Here is a 19,257-nt window from a genome sequence, read left to right on the forward strand (position 1 = left end):
GCTATGGCTGCTCCGCAGGCGCCTGGCTTGCCGCCGCGCGGGCGGCTTCGAACTCGCGTCTGGTCATGCCCTTGCCGCCTTCTCCGTCGGGGGGGATGACCATCTCCTCCATGGAGTCGGTGTTCTGGTTGGCGGAGGCCACGGCGGCTTCAAATTCGCGCTTGGTCATGCCCTTGCCGCCCTCCCCGTCGGGCGGGATGACCTCCACGTCCATGGGGTCGATGTTCTGGTTGGCGGCGGCCACGGCGGCTTCGTATTCACGCCGGGTCATGCCCTTGCCGCCCTCCTCGTCGGGGGGGATGACCATTTCGTCCATGGGATCGACATTCTGGCTGGCGGCGGCCATGGCGGCTTCGTATTCGCGCCTGGTCATGCCCTTGCCTTCTTCGTCGGGCGGGATGACCATTTCGTCCATGGGATCGACGGACGCCTCGGGGCCTTTGGCAAGGGCGTCTTCGTCGGCGAGGCCGGTCGGAGGATTCCCGGCGTCCTCACCCAGCCCGGGTTTTTTTGCTGGAGGCGGGGCGCCCACGGGGCGCAGGGTGATGGTCTTGTGCGGGGCGTCCATCATAAGCGCGTAATTATTCAGGGAAAGTTTCTGGGCCAACCGTCTGGCGGCCGCCTCGGCATCGAGTCGGGAAATCCGCAGGGTCAGGGGCGTGTCCAGGTATTTTTCATCGATGACCACGGTGAATCCGGTCTGCTCGTGGATCTTCTTCAAGATGTCGGCCAGGCGCATGGTTTTGGCGTCAATGGTCACGAGCTGGGCCGGGGCCGTCTGTGTCGCGCCTGCCCCGGGGGAGGCGGCCTGGGCCGGGCCGGGGATGGCGCCCAGACACGCCAGGCTCAGGGCGGAAAGGAGTACGAGGCGTCGAAGTGGGGTGTATGCGGCCATGGAGCGTCTCGGGGTGCGCCCGGGGGCGGCTTGTCCGGTCAACCGGGTTTTTTTGGGGTGTTTTGCGGCGGCGCGGGTTGGCGGGGCGCCCTGGGCGCGCGGTCTCCGCCCTTGAAGGGCATGACGAGCACGGCGGCGGTCCCGTTTTCCTCTATAACGACCTTATGGCGCAGAATACGCTTTATCAAGATTTTTCCAACCAGATCCCCTTCGTGGAAAATATCCTGTTTGCCGGTCTTTTTGTCGATGATGACGGCCATGTTGTCAAAGCCGTCGGGGCGGATCATGGTTCCGGCCAGGGCGATGCCCACGTTTTGCGAGGCCAGGGGAAGTCCCTCGGCGGAAATCGGGCCGGACTCCCGGGGGGCTGCGGCGTCTTTACGAGAATGAAACAGGCTGTCCCGGGGGACGGTGTCGTCTCCGACGGCCTTGGAGGCGTTTGGCCGCCCAGGGGCCGAAGCCGGGAGCACGGGGTCGGCCAGCCCCAGACGGTAGGTTGCGTAGGACACAACCACGTTGGCGCCGAAATGTGCGATAATGGCGCATATCGAAAGCGCCATGCCCCATGTCAGGGCTTTGCGGGCCAGGATGTGGCGTCGGGACAAGTGCGGGGACTCCTGGGCGCGCGGCGCGCCGGGTGTTTTTTCGGCCAATGAGTAAGATTATCCCAAGCGGATGTCGTCGGCAACCGTCACGACCCGTCACGACCCGTTCGCCGTGGCGGCCCACTGATGCGTTCCCCCAAAAACGTTGACGCCATGTCGTTTCAGGGGCATTGTCGGATCATGTAGGCAAGTGCCGTCCTGGCGTGTTTGAATGGCGCGCCCGAGGTGAACCGCATGGAATGCAAAAGACCCTGCCGTCCCCGGCGGGGGGAGCACGTCGCGCGGGAAGGGGCGGGTACAATGTGGCTGTCGTTTGAATGAAACAGGTGGGGATGGGTTTCATGCAATGCGGCGCATGGAAAATATCAGGCCTGACTGCACAGCGGCGGCCTGCGACGGCGGCCCGCAGCGGTTCGTTTTGCCCCGGGCCGTCGCCGGTCGCCGCAGGCCGCCGGGCCCGGACGCATAAAAGAAAAGGGACGCGGCCTTCTGGTCGCGTCCCTTGGAAAATCCTGGTCGGGATGAGTGGATTCGAACCACCGGCCTCTGCGTCCCGAACGCAGCGCTCTAGCCAAGCTGAGCCACATCCCGACAAATGGAAGACCGACTACCTACACAACCCGCACGGACTTGGCAAGAAGTTTCGGCGAGGTTGTTTTTCCGGACCAAGTCCCGTAAAAGCGGCGGGGCTTGCCTTGTGCGGCGCAGGGGGGGCGGTTTTTTGTTCCGGCCGGTTCTGCGAGGCCGCCCGCCCCGAAAAGACCCGGTCCCGGGACGCCCGGGCGGGACGGCCGCGCACATACCTTCCGGATCTCTCCGGGCAGGCCTTTTTTAGGAAAATGACAAGGAGTGATCGGTGATACACGTCGTTGTAGTCGATGATTCCGCATTCATGCGCAAAGCCATAAGCACCATGCTGGAGAAGGATCCGGACATCAAGGTCGTGGCCACGGGTCGCGACGGCGAGGAAGGTCTGGAGCTGGTCAGGAAATTCAATCCGGACGTGGTCACCCTGGATATCGAGATGCCCCGCATGGATGGCCTCACGGCGCTTCGGCATATCATGATGGAGATGCCGCGCCCGGTGCTCATGGTCAGCTCCCTGACCGTGGAGGGGGCCGAGGCCACGCTCAAGGCCATGGAGCTTGGGGCCGTGGATTTTATTCCCAAGCAACTTTCCAAGGTTTCCCTGGACATCGTCAAGATCGAGGACGATCTGCGGGCCAAGGTCAAACTCATCGCCAAACGCAAGGTGCGCCCGCCGTCCCCGGTCAGGTCCGTGGCCGCCCAGGTGTCGGCCCTGGCCCGGCAGGCCGCCTCGGAACGGGGCGAGCGTCCGGCTGCCGAGCGCCGTCCGGTCCGGGTCAGCGGACCCCAGTTGCACGATGTGGTGGCCATCGGCGTGTCCACGGGCGGTCCCCCGGCGGTGCAGAAGGTGCTTTCCCGGCTTCCCAAGGATTTTCCGGCGGGCATCGTCATCGCCCAGCACATGCCTGCGGCCTTTACCGGCCCCTTCGCCAAGCGCCTGGACGGGGTGTGCGCCATCACCGTCAAGGAGGCCGAGCATGGGGAGCGGCTGGTTCCCGGGGTGGCCTACGTTTCCCCCGGCGGACGGCATCTGCGCATCGACCAGAAGATCAGCCGCATCGATCTGTCCATCACCGACGAGCCCCGGGAGGCCCTGTACAAGCCCTCGGCCAACGTGATGATCGAATCCGTGGCCCAGGGCGTGGGACGCCGGGGGCTCGGGGTCATCTTGACCGGCATGGGCAGCGACGGCATGGAGGGGATTCGGTCCCTCAAACAGAAGGGCGGCCGGGCCCTGGCCCAAAGCGACGCCACCTGCGTGGTGTACGGCATGCCCAAGGCCGTGGTGGATGCCGGGCTTGCCGACGAAATCGTGGACATTGACGACATGGGCGACGCCATCATCACCAACCTCTACAAATAGCCTGGCGGCGACCCCGGTGAGCGGGGACGGCGTGGAAGCGAGGATGGCATGACGGACTGCAAACGGATCGCTTTGAAGTTGTCGGCCGAGGACATCGACGCCTTGCGCGAGGCAGCCTATGAGGCCGGGGAGCGGGGGTGCGTGGAGGCGGTGCCGCAGTTGGCCCGGCTTCTGGCGTCCGAGAGCCTGGGGGTGCAGGAGGCGGCGGACATGGCCCTGCGCCGGATCGGCGGCAAGGAGGTGGTGACTGCCGTTTTGCCGCTTCTGCGATCCGACGACGCCCCGGTGCGCAATCTGTCCATGGACATCCTGCGCCAGGTGGGCGGGGATGATTTCCCCTCCCTGGTGGGGCTGTTGCACGACCCGGACCCCGACATCCGCATTTTCGGCTCGGACATTCTGGGCTCCACGAACAACAAGCTGGCCGTGTCCCCCCTGTGCGACGCCCTGCTCAAGGATCCCGAGGTCAATGTGCGCTACCAGGCGGCGGTGAGCCTGGGGGAGTTGGCCCACGCCTCGGCCGCCAAGTGCCTGGGCAAGGCCATGGAGGACGACGAGTGGGTCCAGTTCGCGGTCATTGAGGCCCTGTCCAAGATCCGCGACGGCTCCTCGGTGAACGCCCTGGTCAAGGCCCTGGACAAAAGCTCGGATCTGGTGGCCTCCATGATCGTGGAGGCCCTGGGCGAGATCGGCAACGTCAAGGCCGTGGCCATGCTGATTCGGCGCATGGACGCCTCCCCGGCGGTTTTGCGCAACAAGATCGTCAAGGCCGTGCTGCATATTCTGGGCGGAAAATCCCTGACGCTTCTGCCCGCCAAGGACCGGGGCAAGTTTCGCGACTACCTTTTGGCCGCCCTGTCCGACGACGACACGGAAATTCAGGACGCGGCCATCCGGGGCCTGATGTTTATGGGTGACGACGCGGCCTCGGGGGAGATTTTGCGGCTTGCGGCGCAGATGGACCCGGATGCCGATTCCGAGCGCCTGGAGGCGGCTGTCGCCGCCCTGGCCGCCATCGGGCTTTCGGCCAGCCTTCAGGCGGGCCTGAGCCATGCCGAACCGGCGGGCCGACATATCGCGGTGACGGCGCTGTCGCGCATAGGAGGGGAGAAGGTCTCGGAGCTTCTGATCGCCGCCTATCCCGGGGCCGACGCCGAACTGCGCCGGGACATCGTGGCCGCGCTGCTCACGGTGGCCGGACCCGAGGCCAGGGAGTTTTTCCTGGCGCTTTTGGATGAGGCCGGGGATGAGGCCGTGCTCAAGGCGGCGCTCTTTTATCTGGGCCGCAAGACGCGGGTTGAGGAGGCCGGGGAGCGTATCTTCGCCCTGCTGGCCGATCCCCGCGACGACGTCAAGGAAGCGGCCCTTGAGGCCTGCACCGCGCTTGGCGGCGAGGCCCTCAACAACCGTTTCCTCGAACTTGCCGACGACGCCGATCCGGTCAACCGGCTCATGGCCGTCTATGCCCTGGGGAAAATTCAGCAGCCGGGCAACATGGCGCGCATCGCCAAGGCCTTGCTCGATCCGGTTCCGGACATCCGCAAGATCGCCCTGGAGGCTGCGGCGGACGCCTGCGACGAATCAGGGAACGGCCTTGAACTGATCGTCTCCCGCATGGACGACGAGGCCCCGGATGTGCGGCGTACGGTGGTGGAGCTTTTGGGACGCTGCCCGCTTGGACAGGGCGTTCCCTATCTGCTGCGGGCCCTGGCCGATCCCGACGACTGGGTGCGGGTCCGGGCTGTGGAGGCCCTGGGAACCCTGCGGGCCTCCGAGGCCGTGCTGCGGCTCATCCCGCTTTTGCACGACGCCTCGAAGCTGGTGTCGCTGAAGACCGTGGAGGCGCTTGGGGACATCGGCGGCGAGAGCGCCTTCCGGGCGCTTTTGGAGGCGCTTGGCAACGAGGATCCCGAATTCCAGGCCGCCGCCGAGGAGGCCATCGCCAAAATTCAAGACCGGCAAGGAGACAGGTAGCGCCTAATGTCTTCGCTTTTTTCCAAAACGATATCCCTGCGAAAGGATCTGAAGATCTCGGATGCCGAGTTCGTGCAGTTGCGGGATTTCATTTATTCCCAAAGCGGCATCTTTGTGGCCGATTCCAGGAAGTATCTGGTGGAAAACAGGCTGGCGGCCAGGCTCAAGGACTTGGATCTCAACAGCTTTGCCGAGTACCACTACTATTTGCAATACGACCCGGGACGCCGCCAGGAACTCAATCGGCTTTTTGAGGTCATCACCACCAACGAAACCAGTTTTTACCGCAATCCGCCCCAGCTCAAGGTCTTCCAGGACCAGGTGTTGCCGGATGTCCTGGACCGGCTGCGGTCCCAGCGCCACAAACGGCTGCGCATCTGGTCCGCCGGATGTTCCACCGGGGAGGAGCCCTACACCCTGGCCATCATCCTCATGGAGGTGCTGCGCACGGAACTGCCCTCCTGGGATATCCGGATAACCGCCAACGACCTCTCCGAGGCCGTGCTGGCGGCGGCCAGACAGGGCGTGTTCAACGAATATACCCTGCGCACCACGCCAAAGGAAATCGTGGCCCGTTATTTCATCCAGGACGGCCCCCGGTTCACCATCAAACCCGAGGTCAAGCGTCTGGTGAGTTTCGGGCAGATCAATCTGAGCGACCGCCTTCAACTCAAACGTGTGGACCATTCCCAGATCGTGTTTTGCCGCAACGTGATCATTTATTTCGACGACGAAATGAAAAAAAACGTCATCGGGGCCTTCTACGACAACCTTTTACCCGGGGGGTATCTGTTCATCGGCCATTCCGAGTCCCTGCACAACATCTCCCGGGTCTTTCGGCCCAAGCACTACCCCGGCGCGATCATCTATCGCAAGGAGGAGTGATGCGGGCGCCCGGGACCGAGGGCGCGGGCGGCGGTGAACCCGTGGCGGGCGCGTCTTCCGGGGGGCGGCGCCGGACGCCGGGACGAGGCCGGGATGCGCCAGGATTTTGGCCGTGGCCAACCAGAAGGGCGGCGTGGGCAAGACCACCACGGCCCTGTCCCTGGGGGCGGCCCTGGCCCGGCGCGGCAAGCGGGTGTTGGTCATGGACCTGGACCCGCACAACTGCGCCTCGGCCCATCTGGGATTTTTCCCGGAGAACGTGTCCGGGTCGGCCCTGGATCTGTTTTTGGCCGACACGGTGGACGCCGGGGCCTTTGCAGCGGCCGTGATCCGGCCCGGCCAGGCAGGCTTCGATTTCGTGCCCGGGCACTACCGGCTCTCGGAACTCGACATGGACTTGCGGGCGAGGCCCCGCAAGGGGGTGATTCTCAAGGAGGCGTTGGTGGCCGTTGCCGACAGATACGATTTCATGATCCTGGACTGTCCGCCGCACATGGGGGTGCTTTTGGCCAACGCCATGGTGGCCGCAGACCTCTTGGTCATCCCCATCCAGACGGATTTTCTGGCCCTGCACGGCCTGCGGCTGATTTTCGACTCCATCCGGACCATAAACCGCGTGCTCAAAAAGCCCCTGGCCTTCAAGGCCCTGGCCACCATGTACGACCGCCGGGCCGGGGCCTGCGTGCGGGTGCTCAACCTTTTACGGCGCAAGCTCGGTCCCCGGGTGTTTTCCACGGTGATCGGGCTGGACACCCAGTTTCGCGAGGCCAGCGCGGACGGAAAAGTGATCTACGAGGTGGCTCCGGACAGTCGGGGGGCTCGGGAATATCTGCAACTTGCCGATGAGATCCTGCGGTCATGAGCAAAAAGCTGGAAGAGTATTTCAAAAACGCCGTGGTTGTACCCGGAGAGGAGGCGGCCCGCGAGGGGTTTACCGAACCCGAGCGCGCCTTCCTGGAAAAATATCTGGGTGTGGAGTATGAAGCGGCTCTTGAGGCCAAGGGACTATCCCGGCCCGCCCGGGTGGAAACGGTCAGCAGTCCCGGCGCAGGGGCGCAGGCCCCGGGAGTCGCGGCGTCGGACCACATGCCGGATATGGGGGAAACGGCCCGCTTCGAGGCGGGCCTGCGCGACGCCCAGGAATTGCAACTGGTTGGTTTTTCCGTGGCCGGCCAGGATTTCGCCGTGCCCATCGAGCTGGTGCAGGAGGTTCTGCGGGGGGCCGCGCCGACCAAGATTCCGGCCGCGCCTCCCTATCTGGCCGGAATAATGAATCTTCGTGGCCGGGTGACCCCCCTGGTGAATCTGGGGACCATTTTGGACATTGGCTGTGACGCCTGCGACCAGGGGCGATTCGTCATTGTCTGCCGGGCGGCCGGGATGCGTCTGGGGCTGATGGTCGAGGCTATGGCGGCCATGCACCGTGCGTCGCCGGATCGGGTGGAGTGGGGCATCGAGGCCCAGGTCGGGGTGGGGGCGCAATATCTGATCGGTCTGCTCAGGCATGACGACAGATTGATAAAGATCATCTCCATTGACAGCCTTTTTCAAAAGGTTTTGAAGAGTTGAAGGCGCGTGAGCGTCTGGAGGACAAGGGCATGGCCAAGCATATCCTCATCGTGGACGATTCGAAGACCGTGCGCAATCTGGTGGCCTTCATCATGAAGAAGGAAGGCTTCAAGGTCACGGCGGCCGAGGACGGTCTGGACGGTTTGGAGAAGCTGTATTCCGAACAGAAGATCGACCTGATCATTTCCGATATCAACATGCCCCGCATGGACGGCATCACGTTCATCAAGACCGTGCGCGAGCAGGACGCCTACCGGGATATTCCCATTGTGGTGTTGTCCACGGAAGGCCAGGAGAACGATATCCAAAAAGGGCTTAGCATCGGCGCCAACCTCTATCTGGTGAAACCCGCCCAACCCGAGATGATGGTTAAAAATATCAAGATGCTGTTGGGATGACCGTTTTCCCACGCCCGTAAGGGACGCATGGTCGGCAAGGAGCGCCAATGTCGCAAGATTTCATGGATCCGGAACTTTTCGCGGATTTCATCGTCGAGGCCAAGGAACACCTGGAGACCATCGAGCCCAACCTGCTTGAGCTCGAAAAAAATCCTGGAAATCTGGGTCTTTTGAATGAAATCTTTCGTCCCATGCATTCCCTCAAAGGGGCGTCGGGGTTTCTGGGCTTAAACCAGATAAACGGCTTGGCCCATAAGTCCGAAAACATCCTTGATGAGTTGCGCAAGGGCAAGCTGGCCGTCACCGCCGAGATCATGGACGTGATCCTGGCGGCCACGGATTCCCTGCGCACCATGATCGACAACCTGGAGCAGACCGGGGTCGAGGGCGAGGTGGACACCTCGCCGGTGATCAGCCGCATTGCGGCCATCCTGGCCGGGGAATCCGCCGCCCCGGCCACCCCCCCTCCCGCGCCGGAACCGCAGCCCGAACCCGGGCCCGAGCCCGAACCGGAACCCGGGACGGAACCCGCCGCCGCCCCGGCCCAAACCCCGCCCCCTGCGCCAGGCAATGGGCGGGCCAGCGTCGCCCCGGACAACGAACCCGTGACCCCCACGGTGGTGGGCGATCCCTACGCCCTGACCTCCATCGGCGAGGGGCATCTGGCGGATTTCCTCGAAGAGGCCCGGGAGATCGTGGAGCGCTTAAACAGCTCGCTTCTCGAACTGGAGGCCGAGGCCGGAAACCTGCAGGGTTCCGAACTGGTCAACGACATCTTTCGGTATTTCCATAATCTCAAGGGCAACAGCGGCATCATCGGGCACAAGGAATTAAACGCCCTGACCCATGAGGCCGAGACCCTGCTCAACCGGGTGCGCAAGGGGGAGATCGGCACCTCGCGGGGCATGATCGACCTTCTGCTGTCCACCGTGGATTTCATCGAGGCCATGATCGGCGGCATCGACCAGGCCAAGAGCACGGCCCAGCCCCTGGACATCTCCATCCTGACGGGCCGGTTGCAGCGGGCGGCCGAGGAAGGCGAGGCCTTCGGCCAGGGCGCGGTACGCGCCCCTGAGCCTGAGCCCGAAGCCGCATCCGAGGCAACGCCGGACACCGCCGCCCCGCCGCAGCCGGAGACCTCCGGCGACGAGGCCCGGGCGGACGCCCCGGCCCCGGGCTACGACCCCGAGGATGTGGCCATCTTCGAGCGCACCATCGGGCAACAGCTCGAGAACATGCACATCGCCCTGGATGGCCTGGACAAGGACGCCTCGTCCAAGGATCTGGTGGACGGCCTGTACCGCACCCTGGTGACCATTCAGAACTCCTCGGCCTACATGGGGCTGGAGGATGTCAAGACCTATGCCGAGCGCACCGCCGGGCTGGTGGATCAGGGGCGCAAGACGGACATGTCGTTTGATATGCTGATGGATATTTTACGCCAGGAGTGTTCCATCCTGGGCGATATGGTCGGCGGGGCCATCCTCCGGCTGCGCTCGGGAGGGACGGTGGCCGCCCCTGTGGCCAAGCCGGGACTGCCAGTCGCTTCCACGCCGGAGCCAGCCGCCTCCGCGCCCACGCCCGAACCTAAGCCTGAGCCCGAGCCCAAGCCCGAACAGAAGCCCGCGCCGAAGCCCGAGCCCAAGCCCACGCCGAAGCCTGAGCCGAAGCCTGAGCCCAAGCCTGAGCCCAAGCCCGAACCGAAGCCCGCGCCCACACCGCAGCCGACCCCGCCTCCGGCCGCCGCGTCCGCGCCCAAGCCGGCCCCGGCCGCCGCCACGGCCAATGCCCAGGCCGACGCCGGGAAGCCCAAGGTTTCCTCCACCATCCGGGTGGACCACGAAAAGCTTGACCACCTGATGAATCTCATCGGCGAACTCATCATCAACCGTAACCGGTTCGCCATGCTGGCCCGCTCCCTGGAAGAGGGCAAGGAAGACGTGGTGCACATCGCCCAGCAGGTCACCGAAAGCACCTACGCCATGGCCCGCATCTCCGACGACCTGCAAGACACCATCATGAAGGTGCGCATGGTGCCGGTGTCCTCGGTGTTTTCGCGCTTTCCCCGGTTGGTGCGGGACCTAAGCCGCAAGTCCGGCAAGGAGGTCAACCTCATCACCGAGGGCGAGGAGACGGAACTGGACAAGAGCGTGGTGGAGGTCATCGGCGATCCCCTGGTGCACCTGATCCGCAACAGCCTGGACCACGGCCTGGAGACCGAGGACGGCCGCCTGGCCGCCAACAAGCCCAAGTTCGGCCATGTCTGGCTTCGGGCCTACCATCGCGGCAACTCCGTGGCCATTGAGGTGGAGGACGACGGCCGGGGCATCGACCCGGCCAAGATGCGCGAGGTGGCGGTCAGAAAGGGCGTCATCACCCCCGAAGAGGCCAAGGTCATGGACGACCGCGACGCCATCGATCTGATCTTCGCCCCGGGGTTTTCCTCGGCCGAAAAGATTACGGACATCTCCGGCCGGGGGGTGGGCATGGACGTGGTGCGCACCAACATCAAAAATCTCAAGGGCACGGTCAGCGTGGTCAGCGAGGTGGGCAAGGGCACCAAGTTCACCCTGGCCCTGCCGCTGACCCTGGCCATCATCGACGCGCTGATGGTGGTGGTCAACGGGGCCATGTACGCCATTCCCCTGGACTCGGTGTCCGAGACCACCAAGATCGAGGTCAAGCGCATGACCGAGGTCAACAAGCGCAAGGCCGTGACGCTTCGCGGCGAGGTGCTGGGCATCGTGGAGCTGGCCGAGACGCTGGAGCTGCCCAAAAACGCCGACAACCGGGACATCGTGCCTGTGGTCATCCTCCAGGACAACGAGCGCCGCCTGGGGCTCATCGTGGACAAGCTCCTGGAGCGCCAGGAGATCGTCATCAAGCCCCTGGGCAGTTATTTGAGCGAATTCGACATGCGCGGCATCTCCGGGGCGACCATCATGGGCGACGGCTCGGTGGTGCTTATTCTCGATCCGCATGAGATCTACATGATGACCACCACCGGCATCCGGGGCGGGAAGTAAGGGCGATCAGTCGGAAAGGATCATTCGTCAGCCGGTTGGAGTTGTTCAGCGACCAGTCCCATGGCCCGCGCCACCTTTTGCAGGGTGACGTGGCGCGGCCGGGCGTCCGGACGCTCCATGGCCGCATAAGCCGCCTGGCTCACCCCCATGGCCTCGGCCACCGTGGCCTGGGTCAGTCCCTTGTGTTCCCGCCAGGCCCGCATGAGGCTGATACCCTCAAGGACCGTGCGCCGGATCACCTCATGGGGGATCGTGGCCGTGGGCGCGGCCTCCCCGGTGAGTTCCAGATAGTCGTCATACGGAACCACCACAAAAAGCGGCCTGCCGTCCTGCTCGATGATCTGATGTCTAGTAGGTGTGGTCATCGCGTTTTTTGACCTCCTCAATACGCAGCAAAACCATGCGTCCGTCGGGAATGGCCCGGAAAATCACCCGGTAACGCCCAACCCGAAGCCGGTACTGTCCGGGGCGGTCGGTGAGCCTTGCGACGTTGCGGCAATCCGGCCAGTCCGCCAGCCCGTCCACGGCCTGGATGATCCTGGCCTGCTCGGACAGGGGAAAACGCAGCATCTGTTTATACGCCTTGGGCATCCACTCCACATGTGGCATAACTTTTTATAACTCATGACAGGGAACATCGCAATATAGAAGGCGTATGTCCCGGAGTGTTTGTTTTGAAATGTTGTTTTTGAGACGGTATTCCGGGACGCCATTGGCCAGATTCAGGCCGTCCGGCACCTCGGTCGGGCTTGACCGGACCAGTGGCGGTTGATTAAGTACTTGGTTCGGCTACGCGCCCGTAGCTCAGGTGGATAGAGCAGGAGCCTTCTAAGCTCTTGGTCGGGGGTTCGAGTCCTCCCGGGCGCGCCATATTTCATAAGGCTTCGCGGGTTTTCCTGCGGGGCCTTTTTCTTTTGGGGGGCAAAAAGCGTCAGCTCGGAATGGACGTTTGTTGACTCCAAAGAAGACGGCCGCAGCAATTTGACTTTTCAAGAAAACGAGATGATAAAAAGACTGCTTTTGAATATCAAACAGTCACGAGGTAAGCCATGCGCGAAAACATCGAACCCAAGACCAGGACGATAACCGTCCGTGTCACCCCCGAAGAATACAAGCGGGTTGTGTTGCTCAAGCTGGAAACACGCCGGAAGGTCCGTGAAATCGTCATGGACGCCGTGAACAAGGAATGGGCCAGGATTAACCCCGAAGACGCGCTGACAGCCCAGGAAGAAAAGAGAATGGCCGAGGCCCTGGCCGAGTATCGGGCCGGACAGGGGGAATCCCTAGATGATGTGCGGCGGGCGCTTCTGGAAGACCGCGATGACTGATACCCCTGCCACTTGGTCGGTCATTATTCAAGAGAAGGAAAAACGCTACCTGTCCAAGTTGCCACGGAAAGAGCGGGAACGCCTTCTGGACGCGATGCTGGCCATGAAGGTGGACCCGTTCGCCGGGGATGTGGCCAAACTCAAGGGCAGCCTTGAGGGGTGGCGGCTTCGTGTCGGTCGGTGGCGCGTCCTGTTCGTGGTGGACCAGGAAAACAAGGCCGTGGTTATCGCGGGGTTTGGGCCGCGCGGAGACGTGTACAAGTGAAAATCAATGGTCGGACAAAAAGCGGACAGGGCCGGACGCCATTGCCAGCCCTGTCCGCCACATTGAAGGAGTAAGTATGTACTTGGCTCTTCCGGGTGCTCCGCAGGTTGCCCCCTTTTCACGGCCCGTTCAGGATTCATCCGCCGTCGCGGCGGGGCCGGTGTCGGGCACGTCGCCCGCCGCCGCTTCTTCTTCCTTCGCGACATTGCCCCGGTAGCCCTGTACGTCCCAGGGAAAGATCTCCGTGGCCTTGGCCAGTGCCGTCTTCTCCACCTCGTTGAACCACAGCACGAACCTGTCGCGCACCAGCCTGCCGAAATCCGTCAGTTCGTAGCCGCCGCGTCGGCTGTTGCGGGTGATGAGCTCAAACCCCAGAATCTTTTCGCTTTGTTTGATCTTTCCCCAGGCTGCCCGGTAGGACATGCCCAACTCCTCGGCGGCTTTTTTGAGCGAGCCGTGCTTTTCGATGCGTTCCAGCAAAAGCGCCCGGCCGGTGCCGAAAAAGAGCCCGTCGTCCGTGTCCAGCCACAGGTGCAGGCGCACGGTGGGGACATGCTCGGTCAGGGAACGGTCCTTTTTCATGGCCGGGGCCCGGCTGTCAGGGGACACGGGGGGAGCGGCCAGAAAGACCGGCGCAGGGGGGCCATGCGGCGGTCCTGGGGCGTGCCCAGGGCCATGCGGCGGGATGGTCGGCGTACACGACCGGGGTGCTGGAAAAGGGGCGCATCCATAGAGGTTCCCGCAGACAATGGTTCCGGCGGGCGGGACGGACCTTGCCGTTTCCGCGCGCCATGGAGGGCGCGGACAACGCGTTTGCGCCGTCCGCTATGCCGACCATGACATAGCTGCGTGGGAAAATCGAGACGCGGGAATTCCAAAAAAGACGACACCCGATCCGGATCGCGCCGCAGAGGCGAACCGGATCGGATGAGCGCCTACGAATTGCCCGAGGGTGATCAGGCAAATGTATTCCAGGCCTGCACGACCAGGGGCCGAAACCCCCGCTCGGCGGCCACGAACTCCAGATGCATAAGATCCAGGGCGACGTTCTCCAGGCGGATGTCCTGGCGCCCGCCGGTCAGATCCACGCAGGGAAAAAAGATGCCGCATTCGCTGCAGGTATAGACCCGCTCGTCGTCGCGGTCGTTGGCGATCAGGCTGGCGAATTTTTCGTGGTCCGTGGTCTCGCAGGCCGGGCACTTGAGGCGCACGTAGCGCCACACATGGCCGCACCGGGCGCAGTGCATGTGCAATTGGCCGCTTTTGGAGATGAGGTATTCGCTTTCCTCGGGCTCCTTGGGCAAAAGGCACCCGGCGTCGGGATAGGAGCCGCAGATGGGGCAATACCCCCGGAACCAGGATTCTTTTTGCACCTGCGGGGCCAGAAGCGGGGCCATCCTGGTCAGGCAGACCTTGAGGGCCTCGCCTGCCGCAAAGGCGGCCACGGCGGCGGACACCCCGCTCAATGCGCCGACTTTCTCCCATACGGCGCCTGCCTCCTCGCCTTCAGTCCACAGGGCCGCCAGACAGGCGTCGGCCACCGCCGGATTTCCGGAGATGGCGTCGGCCAAAGCGGAAATCTCTCCGGCCACGGCCGGAAAAAGCTCGGCCATGCCCGGGAAAAGACACCCGGCTGCGGCCGTGAAATCCTCCAGGAAGCAGGCCGGGTCAAACGAGCTCAGAAGGGGCGTGCCCTCTTCGAAAAGGGCCGGATCGAAATCGAGCTCCACCACAGGCGGCGTCTCGGGCAGGGCCGCCAGACAGGCGGCGCGCCGGTCGGCCAGGGCGGCAAAGACCCTGGCGATGGCCGTCACGGCCTCGGAGCGTGGGGGCGGTACGAGGAGTTTCGCCTCTTCCTGAATCTTGTACTTTCGTTCGTCAAAGCGCATAAAACCCTACTCCGTATGGGCCGGGGCAATGCCCCACGGCGTTTTCGCCGTCGCGGCCCGGGTTGTCGGCTCGAGGGGAGGGGGCATGGCCGATCCATGCCAGAAGGCGCATCCCCTCCCCGCGAAGCTTGGTCAAGGGGGACACGCGGTTGCGTGTCCCCGGTGACGGTTAGCCGGCCATGCGGCGCACGGGTTCAATGATCTTTTGCAGGAAGGCCTGGCGGGACAGGGGTTTGATGTCCCGGCTGGCGTGTTCAAAGTACTTGTCGCGCGGCTGGGTGACGAGATAAATCACGTTCACGCTGTCCTCATCCAGCAAGCTGGCCTGGGGATGCTTTTTCTTGGCCTTTTCCAGGCTCTTGTGGGCCAGGGCCAGCATCTCTTCGCGCTCGCCGAAGTTCATGGTCCCGGTGCAGCAGGTCTTGACGCAGGCCGGTTTCATCCCGGCCTGGACTCTGTCGATGCACATGTCGCACTTGGTGAGCAGGCCGGTTTTTTCGTCCCGCCGGGGAACGAAATAGGGGCACAGTTCCTGTATGTCCTTGCACTGCTCTGGGGTCAGCTCCTTGCTCTTTTCGGTGTACAGCACCGCCCCGGTGGCCTCGTCCTGGATGACCGCGCCTGGCACGTACATGTCGCCGAAGTCCTTGCAGGGCGGATTCACGCAGTGGCGGCACTGCTCCGGGAAAAACAGCCAATGGATGCGGCCGTCGATTTTATGTTCGTCGAAATGCACGATTTTGAAGTTTGTCGGGGTCAGCTCCGGGGGGTTCTGATGCGTTCCCCTTTGGAGCGTGGGCACGACGCCGTGTTCGTGCCATTCCTTGCAGGCCACCTGGCAGCCCCGGCAGGCCGTGCAACGCGAGGTATCGATAAAAAATGCCTTGGGCATGACGCTCTCCGTGTGGTTTGGGGGCGAACCCGTGTCCGCCCCCGGCTCGTTTTCGCATCCTGAAAATCGAAGTCCGTTTTCAGGCCGCGACGCCCGTTTGGCGGCGCGGAAAACCAGCGTTTATCTGGCCAGTTCCGTGACCTTGTCGGCCTTGCGGATGTCCACGAGGCAGGCCTTGTATTCCGGGATGGTGGTGTTGGGATCGCCCACCGACGGCGTCAGCCGGTTGGTGGCGTCGCCCACGCCCGGAGTGGTCCAGCCGAAGCAAAACGGCATGCCGATCAGGTGCACGGTCTTTCCTTTGACCGTAAGCGGCGTCATGCGCACCGTGACCATGGCGATGGCTTCCACCTTGCCCCGGATGCTCTCCACGATCACCGGGTCGCCATTTTTGATGCCCTTTTCCTTGCCCAGTTCCTGGCTCATCTCCACATAGAGCTGCGGTTCCGCCTCGAGCAGGGCGGGGGTGTTGCGGGTGTCGCCGCCGCCGCACCAGTGCTCGGTCATGCTGTAGGTCGTAAGCACAATCGGGTACTTGGGGTCTCCCGGCTTGGCCAGGAGGTCCATGTCGCTGTCCATGATCCGGATGCAGGGATTGCTCAACTGCTTCGAGAACGGATGCGAGGTCACAGGCGTCTCGGCCGGTTCGTAGTGCTCGGGGAAGGGCCCGTCCACCCGGCCGGGGCCGTAGAGCTGGCCATGGCCCTCGGTGTGCATGATGAAGGGATAGACGCCCTTTTCCATGGCCATGGGTGGGGCTGGCCCATCGGGCACGTCGCCCACCCACTTGTCGCCTTCCCAGATGACGACCGGGAGGTTGGGGTTGAAGGGCTTGCCGTTCATGTCCACGGAGGCCCGGTTGTAGATGATGCGGCGATTGACAGGCCAGGCCCAGGAGAAGTTCGGGAACAGCCCGATCTTGGCCTGCATAGGCGTCTGGGTCAGGTCGCGGCGCTTGGTCAGGTTCTTGTCCTTGTCCACGTAGCTTCCGGCGTAGACCCAGCACATGCTGCATGTGGCGCCGTCGGTGGTCAGGAAGGGGAAGGCCGGAACCTGGTCACCCTTTTTGAAGTCCTTGCCGTTTACGGTGCAGTCGCGGGTGAACCAGCCGTTGATCTTCTTGGCCACCAGGTCCGCATCGTAGGCGTCGTACCAGTCGAGCTTTGCGATGGGCTCGGGGAAGGCCCCGCCTTCCTTGGCGTACAGGTCGCGGACGCGCTTCATGATCTCCACGACCATCCACCCCATGGGCTTGGAATCGCCCTTGGGCTCATAGCCCTTGTGGTGCCACATGTGCCAGCGGCCGGAGTTGGAGATGGTGCCGTCTTTCTCGCCGCGTTGGCAGGAGGGCAGGAGGAACACCTCGGTCTTGACGTCTTTGGGGTCCACGCCGGGCTGCCGCCAGAAGGCCGCCGTTTCGGTCTCGTGGGCCTCGCCCACGACCAGGAAGTCAAGCATGGTCAGGGCTTTGCGGATCTTGTGGGTGTGGGGCATGCTCTGGGCCGGGTTGTGTCCGTAGATGAAGCCGCCCTTCACCTTGCCTTTGTACATCTTGTCGAAGAGCACCATGCTGGCGTAGTCCACGCCCGGGTCCACCTTGGGCAAAAGCCCGTAGCAGAAGCCGTTCTCCGCCGTGGCGTTGTCCCCGAACCAGGCCTTGAGCAGGCTGACCACGTATTTGGGCCGGTTCTGCCACCAGTTGACGCTTTTGGGGTCGTTGGTCTTGGGGGTGTTGGCCTTCTGGTAGTCGTCCAGGGTCTGCCAGGCCGTGGTGGGCACGTTGTGGTAGCCGGGGATGATGTGCCACAAAAGGGCATGGTCCGTGGAACCCTGCACGTTGGGCTCGCCGCGCAGCGCGTTGACCCCGCCGCCGGCCACGCCGATGTTGCCCAGCATGAGCTGGATCATGGCCCCCAGGCGGATGTTCTGCACGCCCACGCTGTGCTGGGTCCAGCCCAGGGCGTACATCATGGTCCCGGCCTTGTCGGGTTTGCCCGTGGCCGCGTAGGCGTCGTACACCTTGAGCAGGTTTTCTTTGGATACGCCGGTGATGGCCGAGACGTCGTCCAGGTTGTAGCGGTCATACTGCTTCTTGAGCAGCTGGAAGACGCACCTGGGATCCTTCAGGGTGGGGTCTTTCTTGGGCACGCCCTGGTCATCCATGGCGAAGGCCCATTTCTTCTGGTCGTATTTCTTGGTGGCCGGATCATAGCCCGAGAACATGCCGTCCTTGAACTCGAAGCCGTCGCCCACGATAAACGCTGCGTTGGTGTAGTTCTCGACGTAGTACTTCTGATACAGGCCCTTCTCGATGATGTACTTCATCATGCCGCCCAGAAACGCGATGTCCGTGCCGGAACGAAGCGGCACATGCAGATCGCATCTGGCGGAGGTGCGGGAGAACTTGGGATCGACGTGAATGACCGTCGCTCCATCGTCCTGGGCCTTTAAAACCCACTTGAACGAGATGGGGTGATGCTCGGCAGCGTTGCTGCCCATGATCAGAATGGCGTTAGCGTTTTTGATGTCAATCCAGTGCTGGGTCATCGCGCCGCGTCCGAACGACTCTGCCAGAGCCGGTACAGTGGGGCTGTGTCAGACCCGTGCCTGGTGGTCCATGTACACGACCCCCAGGCTTCTGAGCATTTGGTGTGCGACGGCGCACTCTTCGTTGTCCATCTGGGAGGTGCCGAGCTGGAACAGGCTTTCCACCCGGTTCACGGTCAGGCCCTTGTCGTTTTTCTCGACGAAGTCTTTGTCGCGGGTGTCCTTCACCTTGCGGGCGATGCGGTCCAGGACGAAGTCCCAGTCCTTTTCCTCCCACTTGTCGCTGCCCGGGGCCCGGTAACGGGGCTTCAAGACCCGGTGGTGGCTGACATGCATGGAGTGGAAGGCCGCGCCCTTGGGACACAGGGCCCCTTCGCTCACGGGATAGTCCGGGTCGCCCTCGGAACTGATGAACGTCCCATCTTTGACGAACATGATGATGTTGCATCCGCACGAACAGAACGGGCAGATGGACACCACCTCCTTGGCCCCGGCGATGCGTAGCGTGGTCGCATACGCCGCCACGGGCTTCACGTCGAAGCCCAGTCTGGACAGGGAGAGGGCCGCCGCGCCCGCCCCTGTCCATTTCATGAATCCCCGTCTGGAAAGCTTCATGGTTCCTCCTCGTTTCGGCTTAGGCCCGCCGCCGCTTCTGTCGAGTGTGCGGCGAAGACCTGACCTTGTGGCACTTTGCTTTTGGCCCGAAGCGTCTTTGGGCCCCATTCGCCCCCTCCGCCGAGAGGGGGCTTGCTTCGTCTGGGACCGGCATCAAAACCTGGGACGCCCCAGCTTGCCAGCGTTCTGCCGCAATTAGCATAGCAGGAGGGCTCGGTCAATGGGGTTTTTAAAAATCTCCAATGATATTAATATGTTATTTTAAGCACATTAATGCCCGGCAGCCCGCGCCGGGGCTGTGTCGACAGGACAAGGTGGCGATGAGGAGATGTTTTCGATCCCGCAGACGAGTGAAAAGCGGGGCCTTCGATATGGCCAAAAGGGGCATGGCCCCGGGGCGATGGTTGCCGTTGGGAAG

Annotated in this window: 17 protein-coding genes and 2 tRNA genes; 10 read left to right on the forward strand and 9 right to left on the reverse strand. The window is 63.3% G+C overall.

Annotated elements, in window-relative coordinates; translation table 11 throughout:
* Position 1: 1 nt before the first annotated feature.
* The 3 genes from GD606_RS18525 to GD606_RS18535 form a co-directional block, all read right to left on the reverse strand.
* On the reverse strand, positions 2-895 hold the full coding sequence (locus GD606_RS18525; protein WP_163302696.1) for a hypothetical protein: 894 nt from the start codon (positions 893-895) through the stop codon (positions 2-4).
* A gap of 38 nt (positions 896-933) precedes the next feature.
* The gene (locus GD606_RS18530) at positions 934-1,500 is read right to left on the reverse strand and encodes a hypothetical protein (RefSeq protein ID WP_163302695.1); all 567 of its coding nucleotides are present in this window, start codon (positions 1,498-1,500) and stop codon (positions 934-936) included.
* A 513-nt stretch (positions 1,501-2,013) separates the two neighbouring features.
* Positions 2,014-2,091: transfer RNA gene (locus tag GD606_RS18535), tRNA-Pro, on the reverse strand.
* A gap of 265 nt (positions 2,092-2,356) precedes the next feature.
* Between GD606_RS18535 and GD606_RS18540 the strand changes: the two genes are divergently transcribed.
* From GD606_RS18540 to GD606_RS18570, 7 genes are all read left to right on the forward strand, one after another.
* Positions 2,357-3,451 carry a protein-glutamate methylesterase/protein-glutamine glutaminase gene (locus GD606_RS18540; RefSeq protein ID WP_163302694.1) on the forward strand — a complete coding sequence of 365 codons (1,095 nt, stop codon included), beginning with the start codon at positions 2,357-2,359 and terminating at the stop codon, positions 3,449-3,451.
* A 48-nt stretch (positions 3,452-3,499) separates the two neighbouring features.
* On the forward strand, positions 3,500-5,425 hold the full coding sequence (locus tag GD606_RS18545) for a HEAT repeat domain-containing protein (protein ID WP_163302693.1): 1,926 nt from the start codon (positions 3,500-3,502) through the stop codon (positions 5,423-5,425).
* 6 nt (positions 5,426-5,431) lie between these two features.
* The gene (locus tag GD606_RS18550; RefSeq protein ID WP_163302692.1) at positions 5,432-6,310 is read left to right on the forward strand and encodes a CheR family methyltransferase; all 879 of its coding nucleotides are present in this window, start codon (positions 5,432-5,434) and stop codon (positions 6,308-6,310) included.
* Positions 6,311-6,413: 103 nt separating this feature from the next.
* On the forward strand, positions 6,414-7,172 hold the full coding sequence (locus tag GD606_RS18555) for a ParA family protein (protein ID WP_176629397.1): 759 nt from the start codon (positions 6,414-6,416) through the stop codon (positions 7,170-7,172).
* Positions 7,169-7,879 (forward strand): chemotaxis protein CheW, encoded by a 711-nt coding sequence (locus GD606_RS18560; RefSeq protein WP_163302690.1) that lies wholly within the window; start codon positions 7,169-7,171, stop codon positions 7,877-7,879. The genes GD606_RS18555 and GD606_RS18560 overlap by 4 nt, the downstream gene beginning before the upstream one ends.
* Positions 7,880-7,908: 29 nt before the next feature.
* Positions 7,909-8,277: a response regulator gene (locus GD606_RS18565; RefSeq protein ID WP_163302689.1), complete on the forward strand. Its 369-nt coding sequence runs from the start codon at positions 7,909-7,911 to the stop codon at positions 8,275-8,277.
* Between the two features lie 47 nt (positions 8,278-8,324).
* Entirely contained in the window at positions 8,325-11,303 is a 2,979-nt protein-coding gene (locus GD606_RS18570; protein ID WP_176629349.1) for a chemotaxis protein CheA, read from the forward strand.
* 20 nt (positions 11,304-11,323) lie between these two features.
* Here GD606_RS18570 and GD606_RS18575 read toward each other — a convergent pair whose 3' ends face one another.
* Both GD606_RS18575 and GD606_RS18580 read right to left on the reverse strand, forming a co-directional pair.
* Positions 11,324-11,668 (reverse strand): helix-turn-helix domain-containing protein, encoded by a 345-nt coding sequence (locus GD606_RS18575; RefSeq protein ID WP_163303194.1) that lies wholly within the window; start codon positions 11,666-11,668, stop codon positions 11,324-11,326.
* Positions 11,652-11,894 (reverse strand): type II toxin-antitoxin system RelE family toxin, encoded by a 243-nt coding sequence (locus GD606_RS18580; protein ID WP_246298887.1) that lies wholly within the window; start codon positions 11,892-11,894, stop codon positions 11,652-11,654. The genes GD606_RS18575 and GD606_RS18580 overlap by 17 nt, the downstream gene beginning before the upstream one ends.
* Positions 11,895-12,096: 202 nt before the next feature.
* Here GD606_RS18580 and GD606_RS18585 point away from each other — a divergent pair.
* The 3 genes from GD606_RS18585 to GD606_RS18595 all read left to right on the forward strand — a co-directional run bounded on the left by GD606_RS18585 (position 12,097) and on the right by GD606_RS18595 (position 12,896).
* Positions 12,097-12,173 (forward strand) — tRNA-Arg (locus GD606_RS18585).
* A gap of 179 nt (positions 12,174-12,352) precedes the next feature.
* Positions 12,353-12,631, forward strand: coding sequence for a hypothetical protein (locus GD606_RS18590; RefSeq protein WP_163303192.1), 279 nt, complete (start codon positions 12,353-12,355; stop codon positions 12,629-12,631).
* Complete coding sequence (locus tag GD606_RS18595; RefSeq protein ID WP_163303191.1) at positions 12,624-12,896, forward strand: type II toxin-antitoxin system RelE family toxin; 273 nt, start codon at positions 12,624-12,626, stop codon at positions 12,894-12,896. Before GD606_RS18590 ends, GD606_RS18595 begins: the two co-directional genes overlap by 8 nt.
* Before the next feature lie 129 nt (positions 12,897-13,025).
* Here GD606_RS18595 and GD606_RS18600 read toward each other — a convergent pair whose 3' ends face one another.
* The 4 genes from GD606_RS18600 to fdnG all read right to left on the reverse strand — a co-directional run bounded on the left by GD606_RS18600 (position 13,026) and on the right by fdnG (position 18,839).
* Entirely contained in the window at positions 13,026-13,478 is a 453-nt protein-coding gene (locus tag GD606_RS18600; protein WP_163303190.1) for a winged helix-turn-helix domain-containing protein, read from the reverse strand.
* A 374-nt stretch (positions 13,479-13,852) separates the two neighbouring features.
* Positions 13,853-14,785 carry a formate dehydrogenase accessory protein FdhE gene (locus GD606_RS18605; RefSeq protein WP_163303189.1) on the reverse strand — a complete coding sequence of 311 codons (933 nt, stop codon included), beginning with the start codon at positions 14,783-14,785 and terminating at the stop codon, positions 13,853-13,855.
* A gap of 169 nt (positions 14,786-14,954) precedes the next feature.
* Positions 14,955-15,677, reverse strand: coding sequence for a 4Fe-4S dicluster domain-containing protein (locus tag GD606_RS18610; protein ID WP_163303188.1), 723 nt, complete (start codon positions 15,675-15,677; stop codon positions 14,955-14,957).
* Positions 15,678-15,797: 120 nt separating this feature from the next.
* Complete coding sequence (fdnG, locus tag GD606_RS18615; protein ID WP_163303187.1) at positions 15,798-18,839, reverse strand: formate dehydrogenase-N subunit alpha; 3,042 nt, start codon at positions 18,837-18,839, stop codon at positions 15,798-15,800.
* Positions 18,840-19,257 lie beyond the last annotated feature (418 nt).

It is taken from the genome of Desulfolutivibrio sulfodismutans DSM 3696 (assembly GCF_013376455.1).
In the GTDB taxonomy this organism is placed as follows: domain Bacteria; phylum Desulfobacterota; class Desulfovibrionia; order Desulfovibrionales; family Desulfovibrionaceae; genus Desulfolutivibrio; species Desulfolutivibrio sulfodismutans.